Source organism: Streptomyces sp. NPDC085932 (genome assembly GCF_044540525.1).
Classification (GTDB): domain Bacteria; phylum Actinomycetota; class Actinomycetes; order Streptomycetales; family Streptomycetaceae; genus Streptomyces; species Streptomyces levis.
In genome coordinates, this window is sequence record NZ_JBITSJ010000002.1 from 879,833 (window position 1) to 891,979 (window position 12,147).

9 protein-coding genes are annotated in these 12,147 nt (G+C 72.8%); 1 reads left to right on the forward strand and 8 read right to left on the reverse strand.

The annotated features are described in order from the left end of the window. Positions 1-178 precede the first annotated feature (178 nt). From ACIGAQ_RS13165 to ACIGAQ_RS13195, 7 genes are all read right to left on the reverse strand, one after another. Positions 179-1,882, reverse strand: coding sequence for an FAD-dependent oxidoreductase (locus ACIGAQ_RS13165; protein ID WP_399783160.1), 1,704 nt, complete (start codon positions 1,880-1,882; stop codon positions 179-181). Beyond that, the gene (locus tag ACIGAQ_RS13170) at positions 1,783-2,823 is read right to left on the reverse strand and encodes a methyltransferase (protein ID WP_399782134.1); all 1,041 of its coding nucleotides are present in this window, start codon (positions 2,821-2,823) and stop codon (positions 1,783-1,785) included. Before ACIGAQ_RS13170 ends, ACIGAQ_RS13165 begins: the two co-directional genes overlap by 100 nt. A gap of 199 nt (positions 2,824-3,022) precedes the next feature. Then, positions 3,023-4,588 (reverse strand): MDR family MFS transporter, encoded by a 1,566-nt coding sequence (locus ACIGAQ_RS13175; protein WP_399782137.1) that lies wholly within the window; start codon positions 4,586-4,588, stop codon positions 3,023-3,025. A gap of 222 nt (positions 4,589-4,810) precedes the next feature. After that, the gene (locus tag ACIGAQ_RS13180; RefSeq protein WP_399782140.1) at positions 4,811-5,788 is read right to left on the reverse strand and encodes a zinc-binding alcohol dehydrogenase family protein; all 978 of its coding nucleotides are present in this window, start codon (positions 5,786-5,788) and stop codon (positions 4,811-4,813) included. Between the two features lie 190 nt (positions 5,789-5,978). After that, complete coding sequence (locus ACIGAQ_RS13185; protein WP_399782143.1) at positions 5,979-6,956, reverse strand: zinc-binding alcohol dehydrogenase family protein; 978 nt, start codon at positions 6,954-6,956, stop codon at positions 5,979-5,981. A gap of 104 nt (positions 6,957-7,060) precedes the next feature. After that, entirely contained in the window at positions 7,061-8,062 is a 1,002-nt protein-coding gene (locus ACIGAQ_RS13190; RefSeq protein ID WP_311687474.1) for a methyltransferase, read from the reverse strand. 107 nt (positions 8,063-8,169) lie between these two features. Continuing rightward, complete coding sequence (locus tag ACIGAQ_RS13195) at positions 8,170-9,723, reverse strand: FAD-dependent monooxygenase (protein WP_311687473.1); 1,554 nt, start codon at positions 9,721-9,723, stop codon at positions 8,170-8,172. 119 nt (positions 9,724-9,842) lie between these two features. On the opposite strand from ACIGAQ_RS13195, the gene ACIGAQ_RS13200 reads away from it, so the two are divergent. Then, positions 9,843-10,331, forward strand: coding sequence for a MarR family winged helix-turn-helix transcriptional regulator (locus ACIGAQ_RS13200; RefSeq protein ID WP_311687471.1), 489 nt, complete (start codon positions 9,843-9,845; stop codon positions 10,329-10,331). A gap of 152 nt (positions 10,332-10,483) precedes the next feature. Here the strand turns inward: ACIGAQ_RS13200 and ACIGAQ_RS13205 are convergent, their stop codons facing one another. Then, positions 10,484-12,121: an FAD-dependent oxidoreductase gene (locus tag ACIGAQ_RS13205; protein WP_399782147.1), complete on the reverse strand. Its 1,638-nt coding sequence runs from the start codon at positions 12,119-12,121 to the stop codon at positions 10,484-10,486. Between the last annotated feature and the right edge of the window lie 26 nt (positions 12,122-12,147).

Genomic DNA, 12,147 nt, shown 5'->3' on the forward strand with positions numbered 1-12,147 from the left:
CGGGGCAGGCCCGATGAAGCGGCCGCGGTGCTCCTTCCCGGAGCACCGCGGCCGTCGTGTGCACGCGCAGCGTGCTTCAGGGGGCGCGGGGAACTGCGCGACGAGCCACGACCACGCCGCAGCCGCCCGACGACCCCCAGGCACCCCCTTCGGCACCGCCGGCGTCTACTCCCGGCGTCTACTCCCGGTCGAGAATCACCCGCAGCGCCGCGACCGCCGCCCGGTCGACGGCGCCGCTGCGCCCCGCGGTCGTGCGCCAGCCGACGAACCCGTCGGGACGGACCAGGACCGCTCCGCCGGCCAGCAGACCATACCGGCGGCGGAAGGACCCGTCCTGGTCCCACAGCCGGGTGCCACGGCCGATGCGGACGACCTTCAGGCCGGCACCGAGCCGCGCGGCCTCCCGCTCCACCGCGCCGGTCCACGGCCCGGCCTCTTCGTCCACGAGCAGGGTGAACCCGTCGCCGTACAGGTCGATGAGCGACACCGGCCCCTGCGGACCGTCGAGCCGCAGGTGCGGGGCGCGCGCCCCGGGGCGCGCGCCGGGATGCGCGGGGTCCTCCACGAGCGCGTCGGGTGCCCCCTCCTCCACGGCGAAGGCCCCGGACCGGTAGCAGTACCCGAACGTCATGGTCGTCTCGTCCAGCAGCTCGGCGGCGACCTCCTGGTACTGCTTGCCCTCCCGCACCGCGAACCGCAGCATCGCCTGCCGGACGGTCTCCTCGGCCACCGGCCGCCGCTCGGCGTCGTAGCTCTCCAGCAGCCCGGGACCGGCCTTGCCGGACAGCACCAGGGCCAGCTTCCAGGCGAGGTTGTACGCGTCCTGGATGCCGGTGCTGGCGCCGAAGGCCCCCGTGGGCGGCATGACATGGGCGGCGTCGCCCGCGACGAACACCCGTCGGGTCGCGAAGCTGTCGGCCACGCGCGCGGAGATGTCCCACGCGGGCATGTCCACCGACTCGATCTTCAGCGGCAGGTCGGGCACCCCGACCGCGGCCCGCACCAGGGCGGTGCAGCGTTCCTCGGTGAAGTCCTCGGCCCGCTGGCCCTGTTCGGGGAAGAAGGAGACGTTGATGACCCAGCGGCGGTCGTTGTCGAGGGGGATGATCGTGCCGCGCACCTCGGGGTTGTTGACGTAGGCCGCGATGATCCGGCGGCCGCGCAGCGCCTCGGTCAGGTCGGCCTCGAAGAAGAAGCTGACGAGGTTGGTGAGGGTGCCCCGGCCGTGCGCCCCGATGCCCAGCATCGCGCGCAGCGGGCTGCGGCTGCCGTCCGCCGCGATCACGTAGTCGGCGTGGATCCGCGCACGCGCCCCGGTGGACAGGTCGGTGGTGTCCACCAGCACCCCCGCCCCGGTCTCCTGGAGCGCGTCGACCCGGGTGGAGAAGCGGACGTCCGCACCGGTCTCGACGGCGCGTTCCCGCAGGATCGGCTCCAGCTGGTTCTGGTCGATCAGCGTCCACTGGGTGGGGCTGATCCGCCCGATGTCCTCCGGGGAGGCGTGGGGCATCCGTACGCGTTCCTTGCCGGCCAGGCTCTCGACGTGCACCAGATCGGTGTTGCCGGTGATGGGGGAGCGCCCGGCCCGGACCCGCTCCTCCATGCCGACCGCGCGGTACAGCTCCATCGTCCGCGGGTTGATCGCGCGGGCCTTGGGGTGGGTGGAGGTGCCGGGGTGGCGTTCCACCAGGGTGGCCCGGACGCCGTGGTGGGCGAGGAAGACGGCCGCGGACAGTCCGGTCAGCCCGCCTCCGACGATGAGCACGGGGGTCCGGTGCGGCTTCATGCTGCCTCCTTGTGGGCGGTGACCAGGGTGTGGGTGCCGAGCAGGGGCCGGGCGTCGCCGTCGGTGAAGCCGGCCGCGCGCAGCCAGGCCTGGCAGTCCGCGACCCGGTACTCGGAGCCGTCGGGGCTGACCAGCCGCATGTGCAGGCTGCTGAGCAGCCGCTCCGGGTCGCTGCGGTCGTCGTCGATCATCCGGTCGTAGACGAGGACGGTGCCGCCGGGCCGCACCGCCTCGAAGACCCGGCCGAGCAGCTCGCGCCGCCGGGCGGTGTCGAAGCCGTGCAGGATGTGGCCGAGGACGACGACGTCGGCCGGCGGGATCGGGTCGGTGAAGAAGTCGCCGCCGGCGAAGGTGACCCGTTCGGCCAGGCCGAGGCCACCGATGTGCTCGGTGAACAGCGGCCGGGTCCGCTCCAGGTCGAAACAGGTCGCCCGCAGGTGCGGGTGCGCCCGCACCAGCACGGCCGCGAGGTTGCCGCGCGCGCCGCCGAGGTCGACGAACGAGGAGTGCCGGCCCCACTCGGGACGCCGGGCGATCTCGGCGCCCATCCGGTCGCTGTAGGCGTCGAGTCCGGCCAGGAACCGCTTCATCTTGGCGGGGTCCTCGTGCCGGTCCCCGACGAAGCCGCCCTTGTCCGGGTCGAGGTGCTGCGGCTCACCGGAGCGCAGCGCCTCGGTGAGCCGCCCCCAGGTGCCGTACAGCGTCTCGTTGGTGAGCTCGATGAAGCCACCGAGGTAGGAGGGGGAGTCCGGCACCAGGTACGCCTGTGCCAGCGGGGAGTTGCGGTAGCGGCCCTCCGCGCGCTGCAGGAGACCGAGCCCGACCAGGGCGTCCAGGAAGTCCGGGACCAGGCGGTGGTGGGTGCCGGTGCGCTGGGCCAGTTCGGCCGCGTCGGCGGGACTCGCGGCCAGCGCGCCGAACACGCCGAGGGTCACGGCGCTGTGCAGCGCCTTGGCGGCGCAGTCGGCGATGGTCAGCCGGATCAGCGGTCCGGGGTCGACCGCCGGGGCCGTCTGCGGGTCTTCGGTCGTTGTCACACGAGCCTCCTGCTCTGCCTCTGCCGGTTCCCCGGCCCGGGTCCTGCCTCGTACGGCTGTGCAGTGCCGACGATGGTCGCGGGCCGTCGATTCGGGCTCGAAGGGCGCTGAAGGAGGGCGGCCGGGGCACACGGGCGGACAACGCGCAGGCCGCCCTCCCGCGCGGGAGGACGGCCGGCCAGCGGTGGGTGGAGCGGGGTCAGCTCTCCTCGGTGACCGCCTCGTGACCCTGGTGGTCCTCGCCGCGCAGCGGGAGGTTCTTCATGGTCAGGGCGGCCAGCAGCCCCAGCAGGAGGACCGGGACGGCGGTGAGGAAGACGGGCGTGAGCGCGGCGGCGTACGCCTGCTCCACGGCGTCGCGGACGGGCTCGGTGAGCCGGTCCAGCGTCTCGGTCGAGTTCAGCGCGTCGGGGTCGATGCCGCGCAGCGCGTCCGCGGGCGTCCGCTGGGCGATCTCCTCGGTGAGCCGGTTGTAGAAGATCGAGGCGAACAGGGAGATGCCCACGGTGGTGCCCAGCTGGCGGGCGAAGGAGACCGTGGCGTGGACCGCGCCGATGTCGTCGCGGGGCGCGGTGTTCTGCGCGGCCATGGTGAGCACCTGCATGTTCAGTCCGGCCGCGACGCCGAAGACCAGCATGTAGCCGATGACCACGGCACGGGGCGTCCCGGTGTCCATGGTGGCGAGCAGCAGCGCCCCGGCGACGCCGATGGCCATGCTGAGCACGGGATACCACTTGTAGCGGCCTGTCTTGGTGATCGCGACGCCGCTGACGACGGAGGAGGCGACCAGGCCGAACATCATGGGCAGCAGCACCACGCCGGACATCGTGGGGCTGGCGCCGGTCACCACCTGGATGTAGATCGCGAGGAAGTTGACCGAGCCGAGGAAGACGACGCCCGCCGCGACGCTCACGAGCACGCTGACGCTGAAGGTGGAGTCACGGAAGAGGTGCAGTGGGATGACGGGTTCGGCGGCGCGGCGCTCGGCGGCGACGAACGCCACGGCGAGCAGCACCGCCGCCGCGCCGAGACCGAGGATCCGCCAGTCCAGCCACTCGTACTTCACCCCGCCCCAGCTCGCGGCCAGGGTGAGCGCGACGATCGAGGCGCTGAGCAGGAGGAAGCCGGTGTAGTCGATGCGCGCGGGCCGGTCGGCGCGGGGCAGGTGCAGGCAGGTGGAGACCAGCACCAGGATCACGATGCCCACGGGCAGGTTGATCAGGAAGACCCAGTGCCAGCTCAGTAGGTCGGTGAGCGCGCCGCCGACGGCCGGTCCGGCCAGCGCGGCGAGCGCGAAGACGATGCCGAAGAGGTTGAAGTACCGGGCGGCCTCACGCGGGTTGAACAGTTCGCCGATGATGGCGAGCACGGAGACGAAGAGGCCGCCGGCGCCGATGCCCTGCACGGTGCGGAACAGGATGAGCTGGTCCATGGACTGCGCGGCGCCGCTCAGCGCGGAGCCGGCGAGGAACAGCGCGACGGCGATCAGGAAGATCTTCTTGCGGCCGAAGAGGTCGCCGAGTTTGCCGTAGACGGGCGTGGTGACGCTCGCGGCGATGATGTAGGCGGTCGTCACCCAGGAGAACACGTCGAGACCGCCGAGGTCCCCGACGATGCGGGGCAGCGCGGTGGCCACGATCTGCGAGTCCAGCATGGCCAGGAAGACGGCCAGCAGGCAGGCGGTGATGACGGGGCGGATGCGGGTCTGGGGCGGGGATCCGGCAGCGGTGAGCGGGCTGTCGGTCCCCGTGGTGCGGGAGGGCACGGCTGGTCGCCTTTCGGGCTGGAGTGGGTGCCATCCCCGTCCCGCCGGCCGTGGCCGGCGTCGTCTGGCGGTGGGATCCGTCGGGGGATCGCTGTGGTCTGCGGTGGGGTGCGCCGTACGGCACGAGAGCCTCTCGTGCCGTACGGCGGGTGGCCGGCCCCGAGCGGGGGTGGATCGCGACCGGTCACATCGGTCGGGAGGCGGCGGGTGGCCGGTCCCGGGTCAGGGGACGAGGACGATCTTGCCGAGCTGGGCCCGGGCCTCCATCAGTTCGTGTGCCTTGACGGCCTCGTCGAGACCGAGCCGCTCGTGGACGATCGGGCGCACCTTGCCGGTGGCGATCATGTCGAGCAGGTCGCGCTGTCCCGCGGCGATGGCCTCGGGCTTGTTGTAGAGCATGGCGTAGAGGGCGAAGCCGGCCACGGTCTTCATGCGGCTGAGCATCAGCGGGTGGACGGGCTGGATGTCGCCGCTGGCCGAGCCGTAGAAGACCAGCCGGCCGAACTGGGCGGTGAGGGCGACGGACTTGGTGAGGATGTCGCCCCCGACGGTCTCCAGGACCACGTCCACGCCGCGGCCCTCGGTCGCCTCCCGGACCTGCTCGTCCCAGTCGTCGTCGGTGTAGTTGACCGTGACGTCGGCACCGAGGTCCCGGACGAAGTCGAGCTTGGCCTGCGTGCTGGCGGTGGCGATCACCTTGCCGGCGCCCATCGCCTTGGCGATCTGCACGGCGAGGTGGCCGACGCCCCCGGAGGCGGCGTCGATCAGGATCGACTCGCCGGGCTTGAGCTGACCGGACTCCTTGATGGCGTGGTAAGCCGTCTGGGCCGGGCTGGGCAGCAGGGTCGCCTCGGCGGCGTCCATGGTGTCCGGGATGGTGATGGCCCAGGCGGCGTCGGCGGTCACGTGGTCGGCGTAGGCGCTGTGGTCGACGTCGACCACGACGCGGTCCCCCACGCGGACGTTGGTGACGCCGTCGCCGAGTGCCTCGACGACGCCGGCGACATCGCCGCCGGGGGCGCCGGGCAGGGTGGCGTGGCCGCCGATCGGAATGCCCTGACGGCGCTGGACCTCGGCGAACGTGACGCCGATGGCCTCGGAGCGGATCAGCACTTCGCCCGGTCCGGGCTGCGGCTTCTCCGCCTCTTCGACACGCAGCACCGAGGGGGCGCCGTGCTCGTAGTGGCGGACGATGCGCATGGTGTTCTCCCAACTAGGAGGTGTTGTCGAGCCACCGACGAGGCGTCGCGCGGCTCCGCCCAGGGATCCGGGTTGCATGGAGTGATTGACCGACTGCACTTACATGCTGTCGTGCATCTTTATTACATGCTGTTCAGCATGCATTTGTCAAACCGCACATCGATGATGTGAGGCATTGGCTGAAAGGGGGTCAGGGAACGAGCACGACCCGGCCGAGCTGGGAGCGCGACTCCATCAGCTCGTGCGCGGCCGCGGCGTCCTTCAGCGGCAGCTCGGCGTGGACGACGGGACGGACCCTGCCGGACGTCACCATGTCCAGCAGCTCCCGGGCGCCCTCGGCCATCACGTCCGGCTTCTCGCCCATCACGCCCCACATGCTGAAGCCCATGACGATGCGGTTGTCGAAGATGTCCGCGACGTCGAGGGCCGGCAGCTCGCCGCCCGCGGCGCCGTAGACCACCGTCCGCCCGAACGGGGCGGTCAGGTTCACGGACTTGGTGAGGATGTCCCCGCCGACGGTCTCCAGGGCGGCGTCCACGCCCCGGCCACCGGTCGCGGCGCGGACCTTCTCGTCCCAGCCGTCCTCGCCGTAGTCGACGGTGACGTCCGCGCCGAGCGACGCCGCGAAGGCCAGCTTCTCCGCTCCGCGGGCCGCGGCGATGACCTGGCCCGCGCCGAGGGTCCTGGCCATCTGGACCAGCAGGTGGCCGATACCGCCCGCGGCGGCGGTGATCAGGACGGACTCGCCGGGCTGGAGCTTCGCCGCCGTGGCGATGACGTGGTAGGCGGTCTGCCCGGGGATGGGCAGCGAGGTGGCCTGGCCGGCGTCGATCCCCTCGGGGACGGCGAACAGCCAGTCGGCCTGGGTGATGACGTACTCGGCGTATCCGTCGTGGGCGACGCCGGTGACCACCCGGTCGCCGACCGCGACCCGGTCGACGCCGTCGCCGACCTGCTCCACGACGCCCGCGACGTCACCGCCGGGCGAGCCGGGCAGCGTGGCGGGGCCGCCGACCGGGATGCCCTGACGGCGCTGGCACTCGGCGAAGTTCACGCCCACCGCCTCGGTGCGGATCAGCACCTGGCCCGGGCCGGGGACGGGGGTTTTGGTCTCTTCGAGCCGCAGCACCGACGGGGCGCCGAACTCGTGGTGTCGGACGATGCGCATGGGTGTGGTCCTCTTTCTCTCGCGGGCACGAGCGGGGTGGCCCCGGCGTGCCCGGCAGGGGGTTTCTCTTGCGGGGATGCGAGTGACGAGGGGGCGGGGGCGGGTCAGGCCGGTGTGAGTTCGACGAGCGAGCGCACCGGTCCCAGGCCGGTCACCCGGTGCAGCGAGAGCCCGGCCCCGGCCGCCAGCTCGCGCAGCTGCTCGGTGGTGCGCATCCGCCCGCCCAGGTAGACGAGCATCCGCAGATCCAGATCGGTCTGGTCGGTCTGCACGTCGAGCAGACCCTCCAGGACCATGACCCGGCCGCCGGGACGGACGGCCTCGGCGCAGCGCCGCAGGATCGCGGCCGCCCGGTCGTCGGGCCAGTTGAGCAGGACGTTGGAGAGCAGGTACACATCGCCGCCGGCGGGCAGCGGATCGAAGAAGCTGCCGACCACGGCACGGCAGCGCTCCCCGAGGCCGGCGGCCGCGAAGTCCCGCTCGGCCGCCGCCGCGGGCCCCGCCAGGTCGAGCAGGGTGCCCCGCGCGTCCGGGGTGGCGTCCACCACCGCCGCGAGCAGGTCGCCGCTGCCGCCGCCCACGTCCACGACGTGCCGTACGGACCGCCAGTCGCCGCGGGCCAGCAGTTCGGGGACGACCCAGCGCATGCTCGCCGCCATCCGCCGGGCGAAGGCCTCCGCGAGCGCGCCGTCCGACTCGACGTCCGTCCAGAACTCCCGCCCGTACAGCTCGGAGTAGACGGGGGAACCGGAACGCACGGCGTCGAGCAGCCGGAACACCGCGGTCTCGCCCCGGCCGGTCGGGCCGTCCAGGCGGAGCCAGTCACGGCCCGACTCCGGGACGTCGTCGCGCAGCAGGGTGCCGAGTTCGGTCGGCTCGTAACCGCCGTCGGGGCGCGGGCGGTAGATCCCCGCGTTCACCAGGTGGCCGAGGAGGCGGCTCAGCGCGGTGGTGTCCACGTCCGCCGCACGGGCCAGCGTCTCGGCCGTGACCGCTCCGGCGGCCATGTGGTCCGACAGTCCGAGGGTGGCGGCCACTCTGATGGCCATGGGGGTGATCAGGTCGCTCTTCTCCGACAACTCCTGCGACCAGGGGGGATTGCTCACGTCGTCCTCTCGCGTCCGTGCATGTGGGGGGTGGGGGAGGTGCCGGGCCGGCCGAGGGAGTCGCCCGGGTGGGTCCGTCCCTCCGGCCGGTTGGTCCCGGTCCTTCCTCAGACGGTGCCGAACCAGGTGGTGACGGCCGCGGTCAGCGACTCCCGCAGCTCCGCCTCCGGCATGTCCCGGTCCGCGGCCCAGGCGACGTAGCCGTCGGGTCGGACCAGCAGACCGGCCAGTCCGGGCTCCTGGGCGCATGCGGCCCGGACGTGCTGGAGGCGGCCCGCCCAGGACACGCCCGCGGCCCACTTCTCGTACACCTGGCCGATCTGCGCGTCGCCGGTGAAGTCCAGCAGCACGCCGGTGCCGCGCTTCAGGTACGTGGGCAGGAGGCGGACGCCGTCCTCGGTCCTCAGCTCAAGATCCCGGGCGAAGTCGCCGAGCAGCCGGTGCTCCGGGCCGTCGATCGGGTAGCGGACGGTGACGCCGCTGAGCATCTCGGCGAGGTGGCGGTTGACCTGCTCCTTGCGCATGAGGTCGGTGAAGAGCTCGCGCAGCGGGGTCACGTACGGGTCCGGGTTCATCAGCGCGATCTGCGCCCGGGTGTTGGCCAGCACCTTGCGGGCCGGTGCCTGGCGCTCGCGGTCGTAGCTGTCGAGCAGGCCCTCGGGCGCCCAGCCGTGCACTTCGGCGGCGAGCTTCCAGCCGAGGTTGAAGGCGTCCTGGAGACCGAGGTTGACGCCCTGGCCGCCGACCGGGAAATGGGTGTGGGCGGCGTCGCCGGCGATCAGCAGGCGGCCTTCGCGGTAGCGGTCGGCCTGGCACGCGGAGTCGGTGAAGACGGAGAGCCAGCGCGGCGCGTGCGCACCGAGGTCGTCGCCCCAGATCTCGCGCAGGCTCGCGGTCAGCTCGTCCAGGGTCAGTTCCGCGCCGGGCTCCCGCTCCGCCGCGAAGTCGAACGTGGACACCCGGTGGTAGGTGTCGTCGAGCGGCACGCAGAACAGCAGGCCGCGTTCGGTGCGTTCCATGCCCATGGGGGCGTTCTCGCGGTCGGCGAGGATCACGTCGCCGAGGCGGGCGGTGACCCGGCCGCCGGTGCCAGGGAAGTCGATGCCGGCCTCCCGGCGGACCAGGCTGCGTCCGCCGTCGCAGCCCACGGCGAACCGGGCGCGCACGGTGTAGGAGCCGTCGGGGCCGGTCACCTCGGCCTCGACGCCGTCGGCGTCCTGCCGTATGGCGGTGACCTCGTGACCCCGCCGGATCTCGGCGCCGAACTCGGCGGCCCGCTCCTCCAGCAGGCGTTCGGTCCTGGTCTGCTCGGAGAGCAGGGCGTAGCCGTGCGCGCTGTCGAGGGTGGAGAAGTCGACCCACTCGTCCAGGCCGGCGAAGTGGCCGTTGTTCCAGGAGCGGGCGCCCTCGCGGAACCGTTTGAGCAGGCCGCGCCGGTCGAGCGATTCAAGGGAGCGGGCGTGCAGCCCGAAGGCCTTGGAGTGCGGGGTGCGCTCGGGGAGCCGTTCGAGCACGACCGCGCGGACGCGGTTGATGCGCAGTTCCGCGGCGAGCAGCATGCCGACCGGACCGCCGCCGACGATCAGCACGTCGAACTCGACGTCCGGGTCGTAGGTGATCTCGAAGTCGCGGTCGGACTCGGGGGGCAGGGGGTGGGACACGGGTCCTCCAGAGGATGAGGCGATATATGTTCGCCAGCAGGTATATGCTTAATGTCATGCAGTGGATTGAGAGCATACAGATGCTCGTCTGCCTCAATCAACTCGCTTAGAATGCGGCCATGGACACTTCGACCCAGCCCCCGCAGCGGGCGGCGGATCTGCTCGACGCCGTCGGTCCCGCCTTCTCCCGACTGCGGCGCGCGCAGGTGCTGAACGTCGAGAAGCAGGTGTCCCGCAAGGACTTCACCAGGACGCTCGTCCTCAACATCGTTCAGGACGGGCCCGACCAGGAGGGCCAGGAGATCACCGTCGGCGTGGTGGGCGAGCGGCTCGCCGTCGACCCCTCCGTGGCGAGCCGGATGGTCTCCGACTGCATCACCGCCGGCTATCTGATCCGGGCGGCCTCCCAGCGCGACGGCCGCCGTACGATCCTCCAGCTCACCCCGGAGGGGCACGAGACGCTCGCCCGTTTCCGGCGCCACCAGCGGGCGGCCTTCGAGCGCATCACCCAGGACTGGCCGGAGCAGGAGCGGCTCGAGTTCGCCCGCCTGCTCATCAAGTACGTGGACTCCGTGGGCGAGTTGCAGCAGGACTCCGGCTCCGCCTGATCGCCGGGGACCGGCCCCGGCCGCCCCGCGCGCGCCGAAGGTGCGCCCGCCCGGGGTGGGAAGGTGAAGGACACTCCCGGCCCCGGCCATGACGGACGCACCTCCGCGCGTGACGCGCCCCCCACCGCGGCAGGGGGCGTGCCGCCCGCGACTCAGGCCCTGTCGAGCACCCCGCGCAGCACCGACTCCAGCACCGCCGTCTCCTCACCGCCGGGATCAGCGCCCGCCGACCGCCACGCCACGACGCCGTCCGGCCGGACCAGCACCGCGCCTTCCGGGCGCAGACCGCCGTAGCGCCCGGCGAAGGCGCCGTCCGGGTCGGCGAGCGTGCCCGCCCCGCCGTCCGTGCCGGGCACCACCCGGCGGGCCACGAGCTTCAGGCCCAGCTCGGCGGAGGCGGAGACGGCGGCCGAGATCCAGGCGAGGCCCCGCTCCCCGGTGAGCAGGACGAAGTCCCGCCCGAACAGGTCGAGCGTGGACAGGGGTTCACCGTCCCGCGCCAGCATCACGTACGGCGCCCTGGTCCCCGGTTCCCCGCGCAGCGCCCGCGGATCGGAGGCGACGGGAAGCTCCGCGCCGCCCGGTTCCGCGACCACCGCGGCCGAGCGGTACGCCTGGCCCGACGTCACCGTCACGGCGTCCGCGACGACGGCCCGCTGCTGCGGGGTGGCCGTGCCCGAACGCAGGGCGAGCTGCAGGAAGCCCTGCTCCGCCGTGTAGCTCGCCACGGGCCGCCGCTCGGCGTCGTACGTCCGGACGAGGCCGGCGCCCGCCACGCCGCCGACGACCAAGGCGAGTTTCCAGGCGAGGTTGTGCGCGTCGGCGATACCGGTGTTGGCTCCGTACCCCCCGGTCGGCGGCACCACGTGCGCCGCGTCCCCGGCGAGCAGCACCCGCCCGTGCACGAAGCCCTCGGCCACCTGCTCCGCCATGTCCCACGGGAAGCGCGAACGGATCGTCACCTCCACCCCGGGTGCTCCCAGGGCCGCCCGCACCAGCTCGGCGCAGCGGCCGTCGGTGAAGTCCTCCAGGCTCTCGCCGTCCTCGGGCCGGTAGCCGACGATCAGCGTGCCGCCGGTCAGCGTGTCGTCATGCACGAGGATGCCGGCGACCTGCTCGTTCTTCACATGGACCACGCTGTAGCGGCGCTCGCCGAGAACCGGCCGCAGGTCCGCCCCGAACGCGATGCTGACATGGCGGGACAGCACCCCGCGCCCCTGCCGGGGCACCTTCAGCGCCTCCCGCACGGTGCTGCGCGGCCCGTCGCAGGCCACCAGGTAGGAGCTGCGGAAGGTACGGGTGCCGGCGCCGTCGGCGAGGACGGCGGTCACCCCCTGGGGGTCCTCCGCGAAGGACAGCAGCTCCGTACCGAACCGCAGGTCGGCGCCCAGTTCCTCGGCCCGCTGCCGCAGCAGCGGCTCCAGCCGGTCCTGCGGCAGCAGGAGCAGCCGGGAGGGCGTGAGGTCGCCCAGCTCGTCGTCGCCCTCCAGCTCCTCCTTGCTGAACAGCACCTCCCCGGCCAGCGAGGTCACCCCGGCACGGGTGCGGTGGGTGGCGAAACCCGCCGCCTCCCGGACGGCCGCGTCCTCGACCCCGGCCTGACGCAGCAGCTCCCCGGTCCTGGGGTGGTAGCCGACCGCCCTCGGGTGGACGGAGGTGCCGGGATGGCGCTCCACCAGGGTGCACCGGACACCGTGCCGGGCGAGGAACAGGGCGGTGGACAGCCCGACGAGGCTGCCGCCGACGATCAGTACGGGCGCGTGGTCGGACGGGTCGGACACGGTGGTCATCGCACAGTCCCTCTCTGGGGGTCGGG

What these genes read in the sequence shown, in the direction of transcription:
- ACIGAQ_RS13180 (WP_399782140.1), bottom strand. Translation starts at nt 5,788, where the DNA reads ATGCGCATCGTCCGCCACTACGAGCACGGCGCCCCCTCGGTGCTGCGT.
- ACIGAQ_RS13185 (WP_399782143.1), bottom strand. Translation starts at nt 6,956, where the DNA reads ATGCGCATCGTCCGACACCACGAGTTCGGCGCCCCGTCGGTGCTGCGG.
- ACIGAQ_RS13200 (WP_311687471.1), top strand. Translation starts at nt 9,843, where the DNA reads ATGGACACTTCGACCCAGCCCCCGCAGCGGGCGGCGGATCTGCTCGAC.
- ACIGAQ_RS13205 (WP_399782147.1), bottom strand. Translation starts at nt 12,121, where the DNA reads ATGACCACCGTGTCCGACCCGTCCGACCACGCGCCCGTACTGATCGTC.